The organism is Pseudoxanthomonas sp. OG2 (assembly GCF_014192765.1).
Taxonomy (GTDB): Bacteria; Pseudomonadota; Gammaproteobacteria; order Xanthomonadales; family Xanthomonadaceae; genus Pseudoxanthomonas_A; species Pseudoxanthomonas_A beigongshangi.
Window position 1 is genome coordinate 1,208,098 of the sequence record NZ_JACHYM010000002.1, and the last position, 22,787, is coordinate 1,230,884.

Here is a 22,787-nt window from a genome sequence, read left to right on the forward strand (position 1 = left end):
TGCGGTCGCGACTCACGTCGCTCCTACAATGAGGTGATGCCCGCTAATGCGCCGCTGCCGCATCCGCGCCCGCGGATCCGCCTGTCGGATGCTTGCCGCTCTGCATCAACAGCACCAGCGGCATCGACACCAGGGTCAGCAACATCATCAGCTTGAAGTCGTTGAGATAGCCAATCGCCGCGGATTGCCGCATCACCTCGGCGTTGAGCAGCGCCGCGCCGCTCACGGTATCCGGATTCCACATCGGCGGCAGCAGGGTAGTCTCGGCACCGAAGGCGGGTATGCGCGCGCCGATCTCCGCGTGGTTGATCTGGCCGGCGCGCGACAGCAGCGTCATCACCACCGAGATGCCCACCGACGAGCCGATGTTGCGGACCAGACTGAACAAGCCGGCCGCTTCGGTGCGCTGGTGCGGTTCCAGCGTCGCATAGGCGACCGTTGAAATCGGCACGAACACCAATCCCAGTCCCAGGCCCTGGATCACGCCCAGCCAGACAATCGACGACATCGACGCGGTCGGGCCGAATTGGGTCATGCCATGCAGCGAGAGCACCATCAGGCCCATGCCGACCAGGATCGGGCCGCGCGCATCCACCCGTCCCAGCAGGCGCCCGACCACCATCATGCTCAGCATGGTGCCGACACCGCGCGGCGCCAGCACCAGACCGATGGTCAGCACCGGGTAGTTCATCAGCGTGCTCAGGTACGGTGGCAGCAGCGCGAGCGTGGCGAACAGCACGATACCGACGATGAAGATCAGCGCGCAGCCGACCGCGAAGTTGGCATTCTTCAGCAGCCCGAGATCCAGCAGCGCGTGCTCGCGGTGGCGCCACCACCACAGTGCGTACGTGTACAACGCCAGGAACGCCAGCGCCGCTTCGATCTGGATTTCCAGGCTGCCGAACCAGTCCTCGCCCTGCCCGCGATCCAGGAACAGCTGCAACGCGCCGATGCCCAGCGCCAGCAGCCCCAGGCCGATGCCGTCCAGCGGGCGCTCGTGCGGCTGGTCCTTCTTCACGCTGGCCAGGATGCCGATGAGCGCGAGGATGCCGATCGGCAGGTTGATCAGGAATACCCAGTGCCAGCTGTAGTTTTGGGTCAGGAAGCCACCCAGCGGCGGACCGAGGATCGGGCCGACCATGATGCCCATGCCCCACATCGCCATCGCCGCGCCGTGCTTTTCCTTGGGGAATGAATCCAGCAGCAGCGACTGCGAGATCGGCACCAGCGAGGCGCCAAACACGCCTTGCAGCACGCGGTAGAACACCATTTCGCCGATGCCGGTGGCGATGCCGCACAGCAGCGAGGCGACGGTGAATCCGCCCACCGCGATGATCAGCAGGCGCCGGCGTCCCAGCCGACCGGCCAGCCAGCCGGTGACGGGAGTCAGGATCGCGGCAGCCACTATGTAGCTGGTCAACACCCACGACACCTGGTCCTGGGTGGCCGACAGCGAGCCCTGCATGTCCGGCAGCGCGACGTTGGCGATGGTGGTGTCCAGCGCCTGCATCAGCGTGGCCAGCATCACCGACACCACCAGCAGGGTGCGGTTGCCGTTCGCGTTGTCGTTCTTCAATCGGCTGATCATGGCGTCACCGGCGTGGCACGGGGCGGCGCGCGCATGCGTCGCGCCATGGAGAATCAGAGGTCATCCCGGAGCGCCGCGGAACCCTTCGCGACTCCACCACAGCGCCGCTATGCGGTCCGCAGACGCCCGGAATGACGGTAACAAACAGCTTGCTTCAGCGCGCCGCGGTGGCCTTGCCGGCATGGCCGCCGCCGTCGGGATCGCGCAAGTCGACCTCCACGTCGGCGCTCATGCCGGCGCGCAGTTGCGGAGCGTCCCTGCGATCGGCGCCGTCGATTTCGAGGCGGACCGGAATGCGCTGCACGATCTTGACCCAGTTGCCGGTGGCGTTCTGCGGCGGCAGCACGCTGAACTCGGCGCCGGACGCCGGCGCGATCGAGGCGACGTGCGCCTTCCACTTCACGCCCGGATAGGTATCCACTTCGACGGTCGCCTGCTGGCCGACGTGCATCCGGGTCAACTCGGTTTCCTTGAAGTTGGCTTCCACCCATATCGGGTTGGTGGCGACCAGCGGCATCGCGGTCTGGCCGACGTTGATGTATTCGCCCACCTGCAGATCGTGCAGGCCGACGATGCCATCGACCGGCGCGCGAACTTCGGCGTGCGCCAGGTCCAGTTTGGCCTTGGCCAGCATCGCCATCGCGCCGCGATAGCCCGGCAGATCCTGCAGCGGGGTATGCGAATCGCCGCTCAGCGCCGCGTTGGCTTCGGATTCGGATGCGATCGCGTCGGCCAGATCGGTCTTCGCTTCCGCCACGGCGTGACGCGCGTCGTCGAGCATCTTGCGTGAGACCAGTTGCTGGCCGGCGAGCTGCTGCATGCGCGCGAGGTCGCGCTGCGCCCAGGCCAGGGTTTCGCGCTTGGCCGCGACCGAAGTGCCGGCGCCGGTCACCTTGGCGCGGCTCGCGCTGGTGGTGTTGGCGACATAGGCCAGGGTCGCCTCGTTCTGCGCCAGCGCAATCTGCAGCGGTTCGGGGTCGATGCGGAACAGCAGATCGCCCTTCTTCACCACCTGGTTCTGGCTGACCGCCACTTCCACCACCCGGCCGCCGACCTGCGGCGCGATGAGGATGCGTTCGGCCTTGATGTAGGCGTTGTCGGTGCCGACCTGGCGGTTGGATACCACCCATTCCCAGGCAAAGAAACCGATGACCGCGGCCGGTGCGGCGATCCACAGCCAGACCGGCACGCGCCGGCGCTTGGGAGATGCGGGAGTGGCCGCCTGCTCGGCGGCGGCATTGATCTTGGTGGTCATGGGGGGCGGGGTCAGGACTTGCGAAGGGAGGACTCGCCGCGGCTGGCGCGGTCGAGCTGGGAAAGGGTTTCGCGGATCTGGCCCAGCACCTGCAGGGTGATCCGCAGGTCATCGGGCGCGACTTCGGCCAGGCTGTCCTCACGCAGACCGGTGGCCACGTCCTCGATCAGATCCATCAGTTCGTTCGATTGCGGCGACAGGTGCAGCCGCCAGCAACGGCGATCGTTGGGATCGTTGCGACGCTCGACGAAGCCGGCCTTCTGCAGCCGATCGACCACCCGGCCGACCGCGATCGGCTCCATGTCCATCACGTCGGCCAGCGCCGCCTGGGTCAGGCCTTCGTTCTGGTGGATGCGCTTGAGCGCGCGCCACTGGACCCGGGTCAGGCCCAGGTGCGCGGCACGCCGATCGAACACCCGCCCATACAGGCGGCTGAGGTCGGCAATCAGGTAGCCGAGGGAAGCGGGATTACAGGACTCGCTCATGGCTGCCTATGATATAGCTGCCTAGGCAGCTAAATACAGGAGCGGCCGTTTTCTTGAACGGGCGTTCAGTTTGGAGCGCCCTCGCTGTCCGGCGATTGCCGGGGAGGAAAAGCAAAACGCCGGCGCGTGGCCGGCGTTTTGGACTTTCTGGACTCTCGTTTCGCCGAACAAGCTCGGCGCTACGGGCTCAGCCTTCCCACTTGCCAAGGGCGGCCAGGCCGTTGTCCTTGGCGCGGGCGTAGACCGTGGACTGGGCCTTGGCGAAGTTGCCCTTCAGATCCTCGGACCACAGCTTCAGCGCCGCCTGCTGCATGGCGCGGCCATACGAGAACGACAGCGGCCACGGCAGCGCGCCGAGGCGGTTCATCGCGTCGAGGTGCGCGGTGGCGTCCTCGTCGCTCTGGCCACCGGACAAGAACACGATGCCCGGCAGGATCGCCGGCACGGTGCTCTTCAGGCACATCACGGTGGATTCGGCCACTTCCTCGACGTCGGCCTGGTCCGGGCAGTCCTTGCCGGGCACGACCATCGAGGCCTTCAGGATGGTGCCTTCCAGCAGCACGTTGTGCTCGTACAACGCGGCGAACAGCGAACGCAGCACCGCTTCGGTCACTTCGTAGCAGGTCTGGATGTCGTGTTCGCCATCCATCAGCACTTCCGGCTCCACCATCGGCACCAGTCCGGCTTCCTGGCACAGCGCGGCATAGCGGGCCAGCGCGTGCGCGTTCGCCTCGATGCAGGTGCCGGTCGGGATGTCCTCGCCGATGTTGATCACCGCGCGCCACTTGGCGAAGCGGGCGCCCAGCGCGTAGTACTCCTTCAGGCGATCACGCAGGCCGTCCAGGCCCTCGGTGACCACTTCGCCGGGGCAGCCGGCCAGCGGGTGGGTGCCCTTGTCGACCTTGATGCCCGGGATGATGCCGTGCTGGGCCATGTACTTGGCGAACGGCACGCCGTCCTTGGTGGACTGGCGAATGGTCTCGTCGTACAGGATGGCGCCGGAAATGTAGTCGCTCAGCTTGGGCGTGGTGAGCAGCAGTTCGCGATAGGCGCGGCGATTTTCCTCGGTGTTCTCGATGCCCACCCCGGCGAAGCGCTTGGCGATGGTGCTGGTGGATTCGTCGATCGCGATGATGCCCTTGCCCGCGGCCACCATGGCCTGGGCGGTTTCGGCAAGCTGTTCGATGCTCATGTGGGTCCTGGAGGAGCGGCGGGAAAGATACCAATTATAGCCCAATCACGGAAACAGCTTGGGCCACCGGAAATTTGCAAACGGTTACAAGCACAGCGTAACAACGGAGTGACGATTCAGTCCGGAGCGGACTCCTCCGCTTCCAGTCGGCCATAACGCCAGCGGTGCACGGAATCCGGCTCTCGAACACGGACTCCTGCGGCCGCGCCAGCGCCAGGCGTGTCAGCTTGTCGGCAAACAGCCAGGCCAAGCCCGGCACCAGCGCCGGCAGCAGAATCGCCGCCAGGCCCAACCAGATCGCATCGCCCTGGTATGTGCCATCGCGCATGGCAATCATCAGGCCGGGAGTCATCAGCAACAGGGAAGCGGAGAACCACACCACGACGGCACGAATCGCGACGCACAGCAGCGTATAGGCATTGGTCCTGGTCATGAACTCCGCTTTCATTCTCCGGGCGGGAGCGTGCGGCCTCGCCCGAATGGAAGGCAATTACAACTCGCCCAGCCCTTCGGCCTGGCCCTGCATGCCGATCTGCAGCAGACGCAAGGTGTTGGTGGCGCCGTGCTTTTCCATGTGGTCGCCGCTGGTGAAGATGATGCGGTCGCCTTCGGACAGCAGCTTGCGGTCGTACAGGCAGCGCATCGCCTCGCGCGCGGCTTCGCGTGGCGCCAGGCCACGGCTGTCGAACGCGATCGGGAACACGTCGCGCATCATCGCCATCCGCCGGCGCGCGCCGTCGTGGCGCGAGAAGGCATAGACCGGTGCCCGCGCGCGGAACCGCGACAGGTAACGTGCGGTGCCGCCGGATTCGGTCATCGCGACGATCGCGCGCACGCCGATGTGCTCGGTCAGGAACATCGCGGCCATCGCGATGGCCTGGTCGGCGCGCGCCAGATCGCGCGGCGCCTTCTCGAAATCGGTATCGGTCTCGAACTGCTTTTCCGCACCCAGGCAGATGCGCGCCATCGCCTCGACCGCCTTGACCGGATAGCTGCCGGCCGCGGTTTCCGCCGACAGCATCACCGCGTCGGTGCCGTCGATGACCGCGTTGGCCACGTCCAGTACTTCGGCGCGGGTGGGAATCGGGTTGTCCACCATCGACTGCAACATCTGGGTGGCGGTAATCACCACGCGATTGCGGGCCAGCGACTCGCGGATGATCTTCTTCTGCAGGCCGGGCAGCTCGGCGTCGCCGATCTCCACGCCCAGGTCGCCACGCGCGACCATCACCACGTCGCTCGCCTCGACGATCTCGGCCAGGTTCTCGATCGCCTCGGTGCGCTCGATCTTGGACACCAGCGCGGCATCGCTGCCATGCTCGCGTGCGATGCGGCGCGCTTCGTTCATGTCCTCGGCATTGCGGCAGAACGACACCGCGATGAAGTCGACGCCAATCTCGGCGACGATGGCGATGAGTTCCTTGTCGCGCTCGGTCAGCGCGCCCAGCGACAGGCCGCCACCGAGCTTGTTCAGGCCCTTGCGATCGGACAGCACGCCATCGTTGAGCACGGTGGTGATGATGCGCTCGCCTTCCACCTGCTCCACCCGCAGCTGCATCAGGCCGTCATCGAGCAGCAGGGTGTCGCCGTGGGTCACGTCTCCGGGCAGCCCCAGATAACTCACGCCCACCTGCGAGACATCGCCGGCCGGCGCACTGGCATTGGCGACCAGATCGAAACGCGCACCGGCCTTGAGCACGACCTTGCCCTCGGCGAAACGCTCGATGCGGATTTTCGGCCCCGGCAGATCAGCGAGGATGCCGACTTCGGCACCGGCACGTTGCGCGGCGGCGCGAACCGCGGCGGCGCGCTTGGCCTGGCCGGAAGGATCACCATGGGAGAAGTTCAGGCGGACCACGTTGACGCCGGCACGGAACAGCTCGTCAAGCACGCCCGGCGGGTCGGTGGCCGGTCCGAGGGTGGCGAGGATCTTGGTGCGGCGCTGGCGTTCGATCATTGGTGCGTTTCCCTGAATTGGCGCAAACGCTACCACACCGCACGGGCACTGCAATGATCCACGCGGACAGGTGGCGTACCGCGCGTCGGCAGGTGCGGCACGAGCCTGCGCGGGATCCAGTGAAACCGCTGTTTTACAGCGGTTTCGTGAACTTCGCGCCGATGCCGATACTGGTATTTTTTTGGTCTCTTGAGTGCGTTGCCATGCTGCGATCGCACCCCGGTTTGCGCGCCGGTCCGCGCGTGCCCGCGATACTCAGGCCAGCAGCGCGCGCAGATCCGGCGGTCGCGTGGCGAGGTGATCAGCGCCGGCCTGGCGAAGTTCCGCCTCGCCGCCGAATCCCCACAGCACGCCGATGTTGCGCATGCCATGATGGCGCGCGCCATCGATGTCCATGTGGCGATCGCCAATCATCAGGCACTGTTCCGGTGCCAGCGACAGGCGGCGCATCGCCTCGGCGATCAGCTCCGGCTTGTGGCTGAGGCTGCCGTCGATGGTGGAACCGATGACATCCTCGAACCGATGACCGAACGGCAGGTGCGCGATGATCTTGCGCGCATGCGGCTCGTTCTTGGCGGTGACGATCGCCAGGCGATGTCCCCGCGCGTGCAGCGCCTCCACTGCCTCACCGATGCCCTCGTAGACCTCGTGCTCGGCCCAGCCGTGCGATTCGAAGCGGGTGCGATAGTGTTCGACCGCCAGTTCCACCTGCCGCGGCTCCTTCAGCAGCGGACCGAAACTGGTGCGCAGCGGCGGGCCGATCCAGCGGCGCAGCTCGGCGTCGGCTGGCACCGGATGCCGCAATTGCTCCAGTGCATAGGCGACGCAACGGGTGATGCCGACGGCGGAATCGATCAGGGTGCCGTCGAGATCGAAGAACAGGGTGTCGCGCGTCACTGTCCGCGTGCCTCCAGCGCGGCCACCGCCGGCAGGGTCTTGCCCTCCAGGAATTCCAGGAACGCGCCACCACCGGTGGAGATGTAGCTCACCTCGCCGGCGATGCCGTACTTGTCGACCGCGGCCAGGGTGTCGCCACCGCCGGCGATCGAGAACGCCGGCGACTGCGCGATTGCGCGCGCCAGCGCCTCGGTGCCCTTGCCGAACGCGTCGAACTCGAACACGCCGACCGGTCCGTTCCACACCACCGTTCCGGCCGAACGGATCAGCTCGGCGTAGCGCTGCGCGGTCTGCGGGCCGATATCGAGGATCAGGTCATCGGCGGACACCGCATCGACCGCCTTCACCTCGGCCGGCGAATCGGCCTTGAATTCCTTCGCCACCACCACGTCGGACGGCAGCGGGATGTCGGCGCCGCGTGCCTTCGCGTCGGCGTCGATCTTGCGCGCGGTGTCGAGCAGATCCGGCTCGTACAGCGATTTGCCGACCGCATGACCGGCGGCGGCGATGAACGTGTTGGCGATGCCGCCACCGACGATCAGCTGATCCACCTTGCCGACCAGGTTGGACAGCAATTCCAGCTTGGTCGAGACCTTGCTGCCGGCCACGATCGCCAGCAGCGGACGGGCCGGCTTGTCCAGCGCCTTGGCCAGCGCGTCCAGCTCGGCCATCAGCAGCGGGCCGCCGGCGGCCACGCCGGCGAAACGGATGACGCCATGGGTCGAAGCCTGCGCACGGTGCGCGGTGCCGAAGGCGTCCATGACGAACACATCGCAGAGCGCGGCGTATTTCTTCGACAGAGCCTCGTCATCCTTGCCCTCGCCCACGTTCATGCGGCAGTTTTCCAGCAGCACGATCCGGCCCGGCTTGACGTCCACGCCGTCCACCCAGTCGCGCACCAGCGGCACCTCCACGCCCAGCAGTTCCGACAGCCGCGCGGCCACCGGCGCCAGCGAATCGGCTTCGCTCCACACGCCTTCCTTCGGACGTCCCAGGTGCGAGGTGACCATCACCGCCGCACCCTGCCCCAGCGCCTGCTTCAGCGTCGGCAGCGACGCGGTGATGCGCTGTTCGGAAGTGATCCGGCCGTCCTCGATCGGCACGTTGAGATCCTGGCGGATCAGCACGCGCTTGCCGGCGAGGTCGAGGTCGGTCATGCGGACGATGGACATGGGCATTCCTTCGGGGCGGGGAAAGACGCCTATTGTCCCGGCTGCGCGCAGGCGCCGCAAACCGCGGGCCCTCAGCCCGCGGGTGGCGGCTTGCGCAGCAGGCTGAAGGCGAATCCCGCCACCAGCAGGGCACCGGCCACCAGCAGCCCCCACAGCAGCCAGGCCTTCCAGTCGCGCTGCGGTGGCGCGGGCGCCAGCGCGGCATCGCCGGCCAGCACGCGCGCCTGGCCCAGCGTCGCCACCGCCGGTTGCCAGGCGGGGCCGCGCTGGCTCCGCAGCGCGGCGACCAGTTCCGCAAGCGGCGCATCGTCGCGGCGGGTGCGCGCACTGCCGGCCGCGAGCGCGAACGGTGGTTCGCCCTGGCTCACGAACACCAGCGTCTCGGGCCGATAGCCCAGCCGCAGGCGGGGCGCTTCGGTCTGCGCGCCGCGCGCGCCGGTCAGGCGCCAGTGGCGATCCCGGCGCAGGCCATCCAGCGGCTGCGACGGCGAGGCATCGACGCGGTCGCCGGATTGCAAGCGGTACGCCACCCAGGGCGATGCCGCGCGGCGCCAGGGCGACGCCGGATCGTCGCGCGACTCCAAGGTCCACGCGCGGGTGCTGTTGCCGGGCAGCAGCACGTCGGCGCGCTCCACCGGAAAGCGTCCGGGCAAGACGAATTCGTAGTGCACGGCGCCTGCGGGCTCCTCGGTGCGCGTTCCCGCCAGTTCCTGCCAGGCCCAGTCGGGCTCGTGCGCCGCCGTCGCCAGTTCGGCCTCCATCTGTTCAACGCGCAGCGGCGTCCCCGCCGCCAGCGGGGCCAGCCGCAGGTAGCGCGCCTTCACCGGCTCAAGCTCGATGCGATCGCGCATGACCCGCTGGCCCTGATTCTCCAGTTCGACCAGGTGTCCTTCCTCCTGCACGGTCTGCCAGTCACGCAGATTGTCGGATGCCATCACCCGGTAGGCGCGATCGAAGGGCGCCTGTCCCGCGCTCCAGCGCACCCGCAGCGCGACCGGCGCGGCCTCCAGGCGACTGGCATCGATCAGGATGCCGCCGTCCTGCGCGTCCGTGCCGCGCAGCTCGACCCGGCGCAGGCTGCCATCAGTGGCAATCTCGCTGATCGCGGCGATGTCGCGCGATGCCGTGCCGCTCATCACCGGCAGGGGAAACCAGGGCAGCGTTTGCCGGCGGGCTGTGGCCGCCTGCGGACGATCGGTTTCGAGCAACGCCGTCGGCACCGCCTGCCCGCGTGCATCGAACACTTCCAGATCCTTCAGCTCAGGCGACTGCACCTGCCGGTAGACGGCGGCATCCAGCGTCACCCGGTAGGCGCCCGCGTCGGATTGCGCCGCCTTCAATGGCCACTCGCGCGCATAGTCGCTGCGGGAACCGGCCAGCGCCTGCGAGGCCACCAGCAAGGCCAGCAGGGCGAGCGCGGCCTTTGCCGCGCGCGGTGTGATCGGGGTCATGCGTGTTCTCCGTCATTCTCCGGGCCGGCCACGCGCGGCGGCGCCGGCGCGAGATAACCGACCACCGTGCACAGCAGGCCATAGGCGATGAAGGAAGCGATGCCCAGCACATCGCCCAGGTTGCCGCGATCCACCAGGATCAGTTTCACCAGCACCACGCCCATCAACACGGCGCCGGCCAGCCACAGGCCGCGCTGGCCGCGACGCGAGCCGGCGATCCAGCCGATCACGCCCAGCACGCTCCACACCACGGTCAGGCTGGTCTGGGCCAGGCCCGTGGAAATCAACCGATCGTTCCAGGCCACGCCACCCCAATGGTGCACGGCATGCAACACGACCGAGGTGATCAGCACGAAGCCGAGCAGCGCCAGCACCATCGGCCGCCACCGCAGCAGCAGTTCCGGTGCCTGCGGCGACCATGCCCAGCATGCGAACAGGACGAAGATCGCCAGTTGCGCCAGTTCCAGCGGGTTGAGCAGCGGCACCCACGGCAGCGGCGATGCCGCGCCGGCCAGCCACAGCGATCCGAGTCCACCGATGCCCAGCACCACGAACAGCACCGCCAGCAGCGTGCCGCGATAACCTTCGAAGCGCTCGCCCAGCGGCGCCGCCAGCCACGGCCAGCGGAACAGGCCCAGCGCCGCGGCCGCCAGCCACGGCAGGCCGATGCCCAGCACGCGCCAGCCCTCGGCCAGTTCGAAACGTCCGCCGGTCCATTCCAGCAGCATCGACAGCACCGCGGGCCACACCAGCAGCCACGCGAATTGCGCCCAGCCGGCCAGCGCGTGTTCGCTGGAACGCAGGCACAGCAGGCTGCGCACGCCCAGGACCGCATACGCCAGCCAGGCCAGCGCGCCGTAGCCGGCGAACGGTTGTCCGTGGGCCTGGGTCTGCGCCAGCGCCAGCGGCAGGGCCGCCGCGAGTGCCAGCAAGGTGGTCATCGCGAGCGCGGTCGCGGGACGACGGCGATGCACCTCGGCCGCGATCCAGCCGGTGAACGCGACCAGCACGAGCAGCGCATCGGCGCGCGCATCCCAGGCCACGAACCGGCCAATCTCGCTGACCGTCGTGCCCAGCCACCACGCCATTCCCCACAGATAGAACGCCAGCGCCGGCATCGGCTTGCCGTGCGCCCGCAACACCCACGCGCTCGCCAGTCCGGCCAGCGCGATCAGCAGCGCGCCCATGAAGGCCGGATTGGCGACGGCGATATCGGGGAGCACCGGGCTCAGGCCAAGCAGGAACGCGAACGCCGCAAGCAACTGCAAACCGGTACCGCTAATCAGCGGCAACCGCCGCCGCTGGTGCAGGCCGAGCCAGACCAGCGCCGCGCCTTCCAGCGCGAACACGCTGGCGGTGGCATGCGCAGACAGCGCCAGCGGCACGGCGAGGGTGGCGAAACCGACCGCCAGCACCGCATACGACGGCACCATCCGTTCGAAACCGCCGCGTCGGCGCAGCGCCGCCGCCAGCAACGCGTACAGCGCCGCCAATCCCAGCGCGTTGAACGCCAGCGGCAGCCGTTCGCCCTGCAGCAATCCCGCCTGCAGCGAGAACGCGACCAGCGGCGTGCCGAACACCAGGCAGCCTTCGACCAGTCCGCGCCGGCCTTCCGGCTGCCGGCGCGCATACAGCAGCGGAATGATCAGGTAGAACGCGAAGAACAGCAGCAGGAACGGCTCGGTGGTCGCGAACTTGGTCGGCTGGTAGTCGAGCACGCCCCAGATCGTGCCGATGCCGAAGGTGAAGACGAAGCCCAGCAGGTTGAGGATACGCCACGGTTTCCACCAGGCGACGCCCAGGATCGCGGCGTTCAACACCGCGTAGTACGAGAACAGCGCGACATGGTTGCCGCTGCCGGTGGACAGCCAGATCGGCGCCAGGAAGCCGGCGAGAATCGCGAACACGGCGAGCGCCTTGGCGTTCTGCAACACCGCCAGCGCCCCCGCTCCGGCGATCAGGATCACGCTCAGGGCAAACGCCGGTGCGGCCTCCAGCAGTTCGTAGCGCTTGAACGCGGCGAACACCGTCAACAGCAGGATGCCGATGGCGCCGCCCTGCAACGACAGCGCGAAGCTGCGATTGCTTTCCCGCTTGCGCCAGGCGAATACCAGCGCCGCCAGCGATGCGGCCGCGATGCCGGCCAGGCGCAGTTCGATCGGCAGGCGCAGCCAACCCTGGTCGCTGGCGTACTTCAACAGCGCGGCCACGCCGGCGAACAGCACCAGCACGCCGATCTTCACCGGCACGTTGCCGACGGTGAACCACCGCTTGACCGCCCGCAGCCCCAGGCTGATGAAATCCGGACGCGGCGGTTCGGCAGGCGCGGAAGGCGGCGGTACGTGCGTGGATGCGGCGGCCGGCGCGGTCGCCTCGGCCGGGGGCAAAGGCGGCGGTACCGGCGCGGCCGCACGCGGCGGCGGCGCCTGTTCGGGCGCGGACGAGCGCATCAGCTCGGCGAGCGTGGGCGTGGGCGTGGACACATCGTCGCTTTGCGGCTCCGACGGGACCCGCTCGCGGACCGGTGCGGTCGCGCGCGGCGCCTGTTCCGTCGCGGGCGCGCCCGTGGCGGCCGCGGCGTTTCTCCGTAGCGCATCCAGTTGCTGTTCCAGCGCGGCGACCCGCCGTTTCAATCCGGCGACCGACACCAGCGCCAGGATCAGCAGTACCGGCACCGCCAGCACGGCCAGACCGATCAGGACCAACACTCCCGCCAAGTCATCCATTTCCCGTCCTCGTCATGGATCCGGCGCGCCGCAAGTCGGGTCCGCGTCCGGATTCGCGTCCGCAGCCTCCGGCAAAGCCCGGGGCATTGCAAGAAGCTGCCCCCGGGTCGCCTCCCGCTGGCCAACCGGTATATCACGGCGATACCCGTAAACGCGGAAGGCGCCCGCAGGCGCCTTCGCGTATTGCTTCCGGAAAGTCCCGGTTGGCTTGATTACTTGCCGGCGACCACGCGGACCATTTCCAGGCACTTGTTGGAATAGCCCCACTCGTTGTCGTACCAGCTCACCAGCTTGACGAAGGTGCCGTCCAGGGCGATGCCGGCGTCGGCGTCGAAGATCGAGGTGCGGGTGTCGCCGCGGAAATCGGTGGCGACCACCTTGTCCTCGGTATAGCCCAGGATGCCCTTCAGCGCGCCTTCGCTCTGCGACTTCATCTCGGCGCAGATCTCGGCGTAGGTGGCCGGCTTCTCGAGTTCGCAGGTCAGGTCCACCACCGAAACGTCGCTGGTCGGCACGCGGAAGCTCATGCCGGTCAGTTTCTTGTTGAGTTCCGGAATCACCACGCCGACCGCCTTGGCCGCGCCGGTGCTGGAGGGAATGATGTTTTCCAGGATGCCGCGGCCACCGCGCCAGTCCTTGTTGGACGGACCGTCGACGGTCTTCTGGGTGGCGGTGGCGGCATGCACGGTGGTCATCAGGCCGCGCTTGATGCCCCACTTGTCGTGCAGCACCTTGGCCAGCGGTGCCAGGCAGTTGGTGGTACACGAGGCGTTGGAGATGATGGCCTCGCCCTTGTAGGTCTTGTCGTTGACGCCGTAGACGAACATCGGGGTGTCATCCTTCGACGGCGCCGACAGGATGACCTTCTTCGCGCCGGCATCCAGGTGCTTCTGCGCGGTGGTCTTGTCGAGGAACAGGCCGGTGGATTCGATCACCACTTCGGCGCCGACTTCGTCCCACTTGAGGTTGGCCGGATCGCGTTCCTGGGTCAGGCGGATCTTCCTGCCGTTGACGATCAGGGTGTTGCCTTCGACCTTCACCTCGCCCTTGAAGCGGCCGTGCACGGAGTCGTACTGCAGCATGTACGCCAGGTAGTCCGGTTCCAGCAGATCGTTGATGGCGACGATTTCGATGTCGTCGGCGAAATTCTGCACGGCGGAACGCAACACGTTGCGACCGATGCGGCCGAAGCCGTTGATACCAACCTTGATCGACATTGCTCGGGACTCCTGCGGCCGCGCCCGGCGCGGCGGGGTTGACGGGATGACCATTCTATCAGGGCCGGCGCGGCCGGCCATGCGGGACGGAGGGGCGGGCGCGAATGCCGGGGCCATGCCCGCTCCGCATGCATTCCCGGCCTCTTCACGCCCCATTGATCCGGATCAAGGCGACGCGCCGCGCGGGCGCGGACACTGCGCACATCGATTCACCCACACGTCCCATCGAGAAGAAGAAGCCCCATGAACAAGCCCCTCGTATCCGCCGTTCTCGCCGTTGCCCTAGCCGGCGCCGCGCTGCCCGCCTTCGCGCAATCCAAGGGCGACTGGACGCTCGGTTTCGGCGTCCACCAGGTCAACCCGAAATCCGACAACGGCAAGCTGGCCAGTGGCGCGCTGGCGCTGGACATCGACAGCGACGTCAAGCCGACCGTGACCTTCGAATATTTCCTGCGCGACAACCTGGGCCTGGAAGTGCTGGCCGCGCTGCCGTTCAAGCACGACATCGAGATCAAGGGCCTGGGCCGGGTCGGCAGCACCAAGCACCTGCCGCCGACCTTCACCCTGCAGTACCACTTCAACGGCCAGGGCAAGGTGTCGCCGTTCCTGGGCGCGGGCGTCAACTACACCACGTTCTTTAGCGAAGACACCCACGGCGCGCTCGCCGGCAGCAAGCTGAAGCTGAAGGACTCCTGGGGCCTGGCCGCGCATGCCGGCCTGGATTTCAAGGTCAGCGAACGCGGCGCCGTGCGCGTGGACGTGCGCTGGATGGACATCGACAGCGACGTCAAGCTCGACGGCGTGAAGCTCGGCCAGGCCAAGATCGATCCGCTCGTCTACGGCGCGGCATATGTACTGAAGTTCTAAGCCTGTAACCACCGGAGCGGGTCATGTCGGTTAAAGTGGCCGGCATGACCCGCACCGTTTTTTCCGCATTCCTTTCCTTCTGCCTGCTCCTGCCGCTCGCGCCCCGCGCAGGCGCGTGGGGTCCGCTGGGACACCGGCTGGTGGCACGCCTGGCGGAAGCCGATCTGGATCCGCGGGCGCGCGCGGAAATCCAGCGCCTGCTGCGCGGCGAAGCCGAGCCCACGCTCGCCGGCATCGCCAACTGGGCCGATGACCTGCGCGAGAACGATCCCGACCTCGGCAAGGCCGCCGCACGCTGGCACTACGTCAACATCGGCGAACACGATTGCAGTTACCAGCCCGCGCGTGATTGCCCCGACGGCAAATGCGTGGTCGAGGCGATCCGCGCGCAGAGCGCCATTCTCGCCGACCCCAGGCGACCGGACGCCGAACGCCTGCAGGCACTGAAGTTCGTCGTCCATTTCGTCGGCGATGCCCACCAGCCGCTGCATGCCGGCTATGCGCGCGACAAGGGCGGCAACGATTTCCAGACCAGCTACCAGGGCAAGGGCGGCAACCTGCACCGGGTCTGGGACAGTGGCCTGCTCAACAGCCGCGGACTGAATGAAGACGGTTACCTGCGGGTATTGCGCGCGCTGCCTCTTCCCGCGCCTGATCGGGCCGCCGCGCTGCCTCCCGCCTCGGCGGACTGGGCGCGCCAATCCTGCGCGATTGTCGTCGCGCCGGGCTTCTATCCCGCCCGTGCCAAACTGGAAACCGCGTACTACGAACAGCAGCGGCCGATCGCCGAGCGCCAGCTGAGGCTGGGCGGCGCGCGCCTGGCATCACTGTTGAACGCGGCGCTTGCCCCGCACTGAATCCCCCGGCCCAGGACGCATCCCGATGAATGTCCGACGCTTGTTTTCGTTGTTCGCATTCGCTCCGCCGGCGATCGCGGCGTGCGCGCCCCGCGCCATCGCGCGCGTTTCGCACGCGGCGCGCGCCACGGCATTCCCTGGCGCACCCGAGCAGAGCCCCGCCATGATCCGCCCCTTCCCGCTTCGTCGTTGGGCAAGCCTGCTGGTCCTGGGACTTGCCTTCACCACGACTGCACCGGCGCAGGAACCCGCGTCGCTGACGGTGTTCGCCGCCGCCAGCCTCAAGGAGTCGATGGACGAGGCCGCCGCCGCCTACCAGCGCGCCACCGGCACGCCGGTCCGGGTGTCCTACGCCGCCAGTTCCGCGCTGGCGCGGCAGATCGAGCAGGCCGCGCCCGCCGACGTGTTCTTCTCCGCCGATCTCGAATGGATGGACTACCTGCAGCAGCGCGGCAAACTCGATCCGGCGCAGCGGCGCAACCTGCTCGGCAACCGGCTGGTGCTGATTGCTCCCAAGGCGAGCACGCGCCAGGTGAACCTGGCCAGGCCCGGATCGCTGGCGACCGCGCTGGGCCAGGGCCGGCTGGCGGTCGGGCAGACCCGCACCGTTCCGGCCGGCAAGTACGCGCGCGCGGCGCTGCAGAAACTGGGCCAGTGGCCTGGCGTGGAGACGCGCCTGGCCGAATCCGAAAGCGTGCGCGCGGCGCTGATGCTGGTCGCCCGCGGCGAGGCCCCGCTGGGCATCGTCTACCTGTCCGATGCGCGCGCCGAACCCGCGGTGCGGGTGGTGGCGACTTTTCCCGCCGACAGCCATCCGCCCATCGTCTATCCGGTCGCCGCGCTGCGCGGCGAGCGCAACGCGCAGGCGAATGCCCTGGTGAAGTGGCTCGCTTCGCCGGAAGCCGGCGCGATCTTTCGCCGGCACGGCTTCGTCCTGCTGAAGTAGGCCGCGCCGCTTGGACTGGTTCACACCCGAGGAAATCACCGCCATCCGCCTGAGCCTGAAGGTGGCGGTGACCGCGGCGATCGCCAGCCTGCCGTTCGGCGTGCTGGTGGGCTGGCTGCTGGCACGGCGCCGTTTTCCCGGCAAGGCGCTGCTCGACGCGGTGGTGCACCTGCCGCTGGTGCTGCCGCCGGTGGTGATGGGCTACGCCCTGCTGATGACACTGGGAACGCAGGGTACGGTTGGCGCCTTCCTGCAACAGCACTTCGGTATCGTGTTCGCGTTCCGCTGGACCGGCGCGGCGCTGGCCTGCGCGGTGATGGGATTTCCGCTGATGGTGCGCGCCATCCGGCTCTCGCTGGAGAACACCGACCGCAGGCTGGAACAGGCCGCGGCCACGCTAGGCGCCGGTCCCTGGCGGGTGTTCTTCACCGTCACCCTGCCGCTGGCCTGGCCCGGCCTGGTCGCCGGTACCGTGCTGGCGTTCGCCAAGGCACTGGGCGAATTCGGCGCCACCATCACCTTCGTGTCCAACATTCCGGGCGAGACCCAGACATTGTCGTCGGCGATCTATGGGCTGATGCAGGTCCCCGGCGGCGAAGCCGGCATCTGGCGGTTGGCGGCGGTCGCGGTCGCGATCTCGCTGATCGCGCTGCTGTTGTCGGAATGGCTCACGCGGCGCCACGTTGGCCGGGAGGAAATCTGATGCTGCGGCTGGACGTGGAACTCAGGCGCGGTACGTTCCATCGGCGCGTGCGCATCCAATCGGACGCGCGCGTGCTCGCGCTTTCCGGTCCGTCCGGCGTGGGCAAGACCACCGTGCTCAACGCCATCGCCGGGCTGGTATCGCCGGTGGCCGGGCATATCGAAGTCGATGGCCGGGTGCTGTTCGACAGCGCGAACCGCATCGATATCGCCACCCATCGACGCCGCATCGGCTACGTGTTCCAGGATGCGCGCCTGTTTCCGCACCTGGACGTGCGCGGCAACCTGCGCTACGGGCGCCATGGCCGAAACACGCCGGTACGCTTCGGTTTCGACGCGGTGGTCGAACTGCTGGGCATCGGTGCGCTGCTGGGACGGCGCACGCGCAACCTTTCCGGCGGCGAAGCCCAACGGGTGGCGATCGGGCGTGCGCTGCTCTCGCAACCGGCGATCCTGCTGTTCGACGAGCCCCTGTCCGCACTGGACCAGGCACGCCGTGAAGAGTTGATTCCCTACCTGCAGCGGGTCCGCGATGAAATCCGCCTGCCGATCGTCTACGTCAGCCACCACGCCGAGGAAGTGCGCCGCCTGGCCGACGCCGTGCATGCGATGGCGCCGGGCAGCGACTAGCGCTTGGCCGACGCCACCTCGCCCTTGCCGTTGCGGAGACTGAAGGTGAAGGCATAGGCCAGCGATACCGGCACGATCCGCTTCTGCACGGTCGCACCCGCGCAGCCGACGCCATTCCAGTCGCGATCGCGGGTGGCGGCATCGGGATAGTCGCAGAACATCGCCGGTTCGAACCGCCATTGGCTCACCGCGGCCAGCATCGCGTCGCGCAGCGGGACGAACTGCTCCGCCGGCGCGCAGCCTTCCTGGGCCAGTGCGTTGACCTGTGCAGGATTGCCCGCTGCATCGACGACGAACGACACGCACAGCGTGGTGGGCGCCAGTTCGCGCGCGGGATAGTCGGCGGGAAACACCGGCGAGACGTTGTCCTGCGGAACCGGATAGGCGAACGCCTGGTGCGCCGCCATTGGGTAGCGCGCGCTGCCTTCCGGCATGATCAGGCGGCGCTCGACGCTGTCGATGCGGGTGGCGGGAGGACTGGCACAAGCGGTCAGGCCGGCGATCGTCACCGCCAGCATCCAGCGTGGCGCGATCGCATGCGCGGTGCGCCTCATCGCCGCGCACTCCGCTGTCCATTCCACGCCGGTTCGGTCGGATCGCGTGCGGCCTGTTGCGCCAGGTCATCCGGTTCATCCAGCGAAAACTCCACCGGCACCCGCACCATCGACGCCACGGCACGGCCCCCTTCGATGGCCGGCTCGAAACGCCATCCGCGCGCGGCGGTCATCGCGGCCTGGTCCAGATCGTCGAAGCCGGAACTGCGCTCTAGGCCGACCTGGCTCACCCCTCCCTCCGTCCCGATGACCAGCCTCATCACCACCGTCCCCTCATGCCGGCTGGCGGGATATCGCGGCGGTGCGAGCGTGGAATGATCGACGGCGCGCTTCATGCGGCTGATTGGACGGCTGCCGGTGCTCAGCGGCGAGGTGGTTCCCGGTTCGAGGGTGACCATCAGTTCGATGGAGAGGGAAGGCTTCCCGTTTTCACCGTCGATGCGAAGGCTCGCCGACTTGCCGAGCTCGATCAGCAACTCGGGGCTTCCCGCCGGCTTGCCGGCGACGTCGATATCGGCAAGCACGCGGGCACGCCCGGCCGTCATCGCTTCGACCCGGAACGTGCCCTTCCACGTCTCGCCGGCCTCCGTCTGGCCCGACACCGCGAATACCTTTCCGGGCTTCTCGCGGATCTCGAACGCACGGGTCGCACCGCCCAGGCTCACCTGCATGGCGATGTGGTACAGACCCTCCTGCGCGACCGCGGGCGGCGGCGCCGGTTGCGCGGCCCAGGCGCCGTAGCCGGCCGCGACGACCATCGCGGCCACCAGCAGCGTCGCCAGAGCACGGCGGCGCCGAGAGGGAAGCTGCTTTCCGAGTTGGGCGATCCTCTCCCTGAGCGGATGCGGCGCGGGCCAATGGCAGGCGAGCGGCACCGGACCGACATCCAGTTGCCCCTTCAGCATGGCCTCGCCGTAACTGCGCCGGGCACCGGGATGCCGGCGGATGACGTCCTCGTCGCAGGCCAGTTCCTGATCGATGCGCAAGCGGCGCGCGGCCAGATGGATCAGCGGGTTGAACCAGTAGACGCACCGCAGCGCCGACATGAACGCATTGGCCACCAGATCGCCGCGGTTGATGTGGAGGCGCTCGTGGCAGGCGATGAGAACCCGTTCCCGCTCCAGGTAGCGGGACTCGAAATCGGCCGGCACCACGATGCGGGGACGGAACAGTCCGGTCGCCGCCGGCAGTCCGCGCGTACTCGTCGCGCTCCATAGCCCATCCCCGCGCAGGCGCAGCTCGCCCAGGCCGCGCACGAAGCGATGCTGTCGCATCCACAGCCACCCCGCCATCGCGACGACGCCACCCAGCCAGGCGACCAGCAGGCATGTTTCCCACATCGAGGACAGGGACGGCGCCACCGCCGCGGTGGCCGCCCGCATCGGCATCAGCACCGTGCCCACCGCGTCCCATTCCACCGCTACCTCGCGCGCGGGCAGCAGCACCGCGAGCGCGGCGACCGGTACGCACAGCCAGGACGCGTAGGCGGCACCCGCTCCCAGCCAGCGCCGGAGTGGCGCACGCAGCAGATACAGGAGCAGGATGATCAGGGACGTGGCGAGCGTGGTCGCCAACAGCAGGCGCAGCAAATCACTGCTCATCGTCGAGCTCCGCGATCAGTTTCTTCAGTTCCGCGATGTCCGCCGGCGACAACCGACCCTGTTCGCTGAAATGCGCCACCAGTGGCGCCACCCGTCCGCCGAACAGGCGTTCGAGCATTCCCGCGCTCTGCTGCCGTACCCAGTCCTCGCGGGGCAGCACGGGCGTGTAGAGGTAACGGCGGCCTTCCTTCCGGGCCTGGATGGCGCCCTTGTTGAGCAGCCGGTTGAGCAGGGTCTTCACCGTCGGCTCGGCCCAGCCGGTCTGCGCGGACAGGGTCGCCAGCACCTCGTCGGCGCCGAGCGGGTGTTCCCGCCAGAGCACCTCCATTACCAGGGCTTCGGCATCGCTGATCGGCATGGCGTTTACACCTGTAAATTTTCATCGATTACGCGCGTAAACAGTTCGCCTGTCAAGCCCCCCGGCAGACGCCCCGTTCCTGCCTCCCTCACCGGCTTTCGCCTAAGCTTGCGCGCATGACCGTTCACCTGGACTCCCTCGACGGCGCCGTCGAATTCATCCTCCAGCACACCCCGCAGACCCTGCGCATGGGCGCGCCGCTGGGCATCGGCAAACCGCATCGCCTGCTCAACGCGCTGTACGCGCGGCTGCGGCAGGACGCCTCCCGCCCATGGTTCCTCTACACCGCGCTGTCGCTGGATCCACCGCAGGCGCACGCGGGCCTGGAAGCGCGCTTCCTCGCCCCCTTCGCCTCGCGCCACTTCGGCGACGACTTCCCGCGCCTGGATTACGTGCAGGCGATGAAGCGCGACGCATTGCCCGCGCACATCGAAATCGAGGAGTTCTACATGCAGTCCGGCGCGCTGCTGTCCTCCTCGCAGGCGCAGCGGCGCTACGCGAGCCTCAACTACACCCACGTGGCACGGGCGCTGGGCGATCGCGCGCTCAACGTGATCGTGCAGAAGGTGGCGCGCGAGCCCGGTGGAAGCCGGCTGTCGCTCTCCTGCAACAACGACCTCACCCAGGATGCGGTGGAGGCGGTGCTGGCACGCGGCCTGCCCCGTCCGTTGCTGGTGGCGGAAGTGGATCCGCAATTGCCCTGGCTGGGCGGTACCGCGGCGGTGGACGAGGACTACTTCGACGCGGTGGTGACCCCGCCCGGCCCCTATCCGATGCTGTTCGGACTGCCGCGCCAGCCTGTTTCCGATGCGGAATACGCGATCGGCCTGTACGCCAGTGCGCTGGTGCGCGACGGCGGTACCCTGCAGATCGGCATCGGCGCGCTGGCCGACGCGCTCTGCCACGCGCTGGTGCTGCGCCATACCGACAACGCCGCCTATCGCGCGGTGCTGGCGGCACTGGATCCCCGGATCGAACAGCATCCCGCCGTGATCGAGAGCGGTGGCCTGGATCCTTTCGAAGCGGGCTTGTACGGCTGCAGCGAAATGATCAACGAGGGATTCAAGCGACTGGTGGAAACCGGCGTCATCCGCCGCAAGGTGGTCGACGACGAACTGCTGATGCAACGCATCGCCGACGGCACCGCGAACCTCGGCGACCAGGCGCGGCTGCAGCGCGACGGCGAGTACCTGCACGGCGCGTTCTACCTGGGATCGCCGGCTTTCTACGACTGGCTGCGCACGCTCCCCGATGACGAGCGCCGCGCCATCGGCATGCGCCGCATCGGCAGCGTCAACCAGATCTATGGCGGCCACGAATCGCTGGAACGCCTGCAACGCCGCGAGGCGCGCTTCTTCAACTCGGCGATGATGATGACCGCGCTCGGTGCGGCGGTGTCGGATGGGCTGGAAGATGGGCGGGTCGTGTCCGGCGTCGGTGGGCAGTACAACTTCGTGGCGATGGCGCATGCGCTGGAAGATGCCCGTTCGGCGCTGATGTTCCGCGCCATCCGCGACGCCGGCGGCAAGACCCATTCGAACGTGCGCTGGAACTACGGCCATACCACCATCCCGCGCCATCTGCGCGATCTGTGCATCAACGAATACGGCATCGCCGATCTGCGCGGCCGCAATGACGAGGACTGCGTGATCGCGATGGCCGGCATCACCGACGCGCGCTTCCAGTCCAGCCTGCTGGAGGAAGCGCAGCGCAGCCGCAAGCTCCGTCGCGAATTCGTCCCGCCGGCGGCCTGGACGGAGAACACGCCCGCGCATCTGACCGCGCGCCTGCGCCGCTTCCGCCACGACGGCACCCTGCCCGACTACCCGCTGGGCAGCGATTTCACCGAAGTGGAACAGCGCCTGGTGAAAGCCCTGTCCTGGGTGAAGAGCCAGACCACCACGCCACTGGGCAAGGTGGACACGGTGTTGCGGGCAATGTCAGCGGGCACCGCCGATGCCGAGGCGATGGAGCGGATGGGATTGAGGAATCCCGCCGGTTGGGGTGAGCGCGTGGAGGCGAAGCTGTTGGCATTGGGATTGCGCGAAACCCGGGGTTAACCCAGATCGCATCGCCATCACCGACGTAGAGCGGAGCTCGCTCCGCTGCTTTGCTTTTGTTGTTGATTTTTGCTGTTTCTCCCACCAGGACCTTCACCCTGAAATCCAGGCCCGACCGACCATTCGTCTGCTGCAACCGCCGCCAATCGAACGGCAACGACCACGGCAGCGGAGCAAGCTCCGCTCTACGGTGCAATCGACGGGTGTCGGCGGCGACGGTACGCACCCAGGAAAAAGGCCGGGCTCACGCCCGGCCTTTTTCGTGACTCACG

20 protein-coding genes are annotated in these 22,787 nt (G+C 68.0%); 6 read left to right on the forward strand and 14 right to left on the reverse strand.

Annotation, left to right across the window (positions count from 1 at the left end):
* Window positions 1–43: 43 nt before the first annotated feature.
* From FHW78_RS18645 to gap, 11 genes are all read right to left on the reverse strand, one after another.
* Entirely contained in the window at window positions 44–1,588 is a 1,545-nt protein-coding gene (locus FHW78_RS18645; protein ID WP_183644250.1) for an MDR family MFS transporter, read from the reverse strand.
* A 154-nt stretch (window positions 1,589–1,742) separates the two neighbouring features.
* Entirely contained in the window at window positions 1,743–2,843 is a 1,101-nt protein-coding gene (locus tag FHW78_RS18650; RefSeq protein ID WP_183644252.1) for an HlyD family secretion protein, read from the reverse strand.
* Between the two features lie 11 nt (window positions 2,844–2,854).
* Complete coding sequence (locus tag FHW78_RS18655; RefSeq protein ID WP_183644254.1) at window positions 2,855–3,328, reverse strand: MarR family transcriptional regulator; 474 nt, start codon at window positions 3,326–3,328, stop codon at window positions 2,855–2,857.
* 187 nt (window positions 3,329–3,515) lie between these two features.
* Window positions 3,516–4,520, reverse strand: coding sequence for a class I fructose-bisphosphate aldolase (locus tag FHW78_RS18660; protein WP_183644257.1), 1,005 nt, complete (start codon window positions 4,518–4,520; stop codon window positions 3,516–3,518).
* Window positions 4,521–4,554: 34 nt separating this feature from the next.
* Window positions 4,555–4,953, reverse strand: a complete 399-nt coding sequence (locus tag FHW78_RS18665) for a hypothetical protein (protein WP_183644260.1) — start codon at window positions 4,951–4,953, stop codon at window positions 4,555–4,557.
* A gap of 57 nt (window positions 4,954–5,010) precedes the next feature.
* Complete coding sequence (gene pyk, locus FHW78_RS18670; RefSeq protein ID WP_183644263.1) at window positions 5,011–6,477, reverse strand: pyruvate kinase; 1,467 nt, start codon at window positions 6,475–6,477, stop codon at window positions 5,011–5,013.
* Between the two features lie 255 nt (window positions 6,478–6,732).
* Window positions 6,733–7,374: an HAD family hydrolase gene (locus FHW78_RS18675; RefSeq protein ID WP_183644265.1), complete on the reverse strand. Its 642-nt coding sequence runs from the start codon at window positions 7,372–7,374 to the stop codon at window positions 6,733–6,735.
* Window positions 7,371–8,546 (reverse strand): phosphoglycerate kinase, encoded by a 1,176-nt coding sequence (locus FHW78_RS18680; RefSeq protein WP_183644268.1) that lies wholly within the window; start codon window positions 8,544–8,546, stop codon window positions 7,371–7,373. Before FHW78_RS18680 ends, FHW78_RS18675 begins: the two co-directional genes overlap by 4 nt.
* A gap of 71 nt (window positions 8,547–8,617) precedes the next feature.
* On the reverse strand, window positions 8,618–9,997 hold the full coding sequence (locus FHW78_RS18685; RefSeq protein ID WP_183644271.1) for a DUF3999 domain-containing protein: 1,380 nt from the start codon (window positions 9,995–9,997) through the stop codon (window positions 8,618–8,620).
* Window positions 9,994–12,714 carry a DUF2339 domain-containing protein gene (locus FHW78_RS18690; protein ID WP_183644274.1) on the reverse strand — a complete coding sequence of 907 codons (2,721 nt, stop codon included), beginning with the start codon at window positions 12,712–12,714 and terminating at the stop codon, window positions 9,994–9,996. Before FHW78_RS18690 ends, FHW78_RS18685 begins: the two co-directional genes overlap by 4 nt.
* A gap of 221 nt (window positions 12,715–12,935) precedes the next feature.
* A complete protein-coding gene (gap, locus tag FHW78_RS18695) occupies window positions 12,936–13,940 on the reverse strand; it encodes a type I glyceraldehyde-3-phosphate dehydrogenase (RefSeq protein ID WP_183644277.1) in 1,005 nt (334 codons plus the stop codon).
* A 243-nt stretch (window positions 13,941–14,183) separates the two neighbouring features.
* Between gap and FHW78_RS18700 the strand changes: the two genes are divergently transcribed.
* From FHW78_RS18700 to FHW78_RS18720, 5 genes are all read left to right on the forward strand, one after another.
* Entirely contained in the window at window positions 14,184–14,807 is a 624-nt protein-coding gene (locus FHW78_RS18700) for an OmpW family outer membrane protein (RefSeq protein WP_183644280.1), read from the forward strand.
* Between the two features lie 44 nt (window positions 14,808–14,851).
* Window positions 14,852–15,664, forward strand: a complete 813-nt coding sequence (locus FHW78_RS18705; protein WP_183644852.1) for a S1/P1 nuclease — start codon at window positions 14,852–14,854, stop codon at window positions 15,662–15,664.
* 163 nt (window positions 15,665–15,827) lie between these two features.
* Entirely contained in the window at window positions 15,828–16,610 is a 783-nt protein-coding gene (gene modA / locus FHW78_RS18710) for a molybdate ABC transporter substrate-binding protein (RefSeq protein ID WP_183644283.1), read from the forward strand.
* 10 nt (window positions 16,611–16,620) lie between these two features.
* Entirely contained in the window at window positions 16,621–17,313 is a 693-nt protein-coding gene (gene modB / locus FHW78_RS18715; RefSeq protein WP_183644286.1) for a molybdate ABC transporter permease subunit, read from the forward strand.
* Window positions 17,313–17,942, forward strand: coding sequence for an ATP-binding cassette domain-containing protein (locus FHW78_RS18720; RefSeq protein ID WP_183644289.1), 630 nt, complete (start codon window positions 17,313–17,315; stop codon window positions 17,940–17,942). The genes modB and FHW78_RS18720 overlap by 1 nt, the downstream gene beginning before the upstream one ends.
* Here FHW78_RS18720 and FHW78_RS18725 read toward each other — a convergent pair.
* Genes FHW78_RS18725 through FHW78_RS18735 form a run of 3 tightly spaced genes read right to left on the reverse strand, consistent with a single transcriptional unit; the run spans window position 17,939 to window position 20,455 of the window.
* Window positions 17,939–18,496: a hypothetical protein gene (locus tag FHW78_RS18725; protein WP_183644292.1), complete on the reverse strand. Its 558-nt coding sequence runs from the start codon at window positions 18,494–18,496 to the stop codon at window positions 17,939–17,941. The genes FHW78_RS18720 and FHW78_RS18725 overlap by 4 nt on opposite strands.
* A complete protein-coding gene (locus FHW78_RS20085) occupies window positions 18,493–20,097 on the reverse strand; it encodes a TonB family protein (RefSeq protein WP_255443342.1) in 1,605 nt (534 codons plus the stop codon). Before FHW78_RS20085 ends, FHW78_RS18725 begins: the two co-directional genes overlap by 4 nt.
* Window positions 20,087–20,455: a BlaI/MecI/CopY family transcriptional regulator gene (locus FHW78_RS18735; protein WP_183644295.1), complete on the reverse strand. Its 369-nt coding sequence runs from the start codon at window positions 20,453–20,455 to the stop codon at window positions 20,087–20,089. The genes FHW78_RS20085 and FHW78_RS18735 overlap by 11 nt, the downstream gene beginning before the upstream one ends.
* Before the next feature lie 116 nt (window positions 20,456–20,571).
* On the opposite strand from FHW78_RS18735, the gene FHW78_RS18740 reads away from it, so the two are divergent.
* Window positions 20,572–22,515, forward strand: a complete 1,944-nt coding sequence (locus FHW78_RS18740) for an acetyl-CoA hydrolase/transferase C-terminal domain-containing protein (RefSeq protein WP_183644298.1) — start codon at window positions 20,572–20,574, stop codon at window positions 22,513–22,515.
* Window positions 22,516–22,787 lie beyond the last annotated feature (272 nt).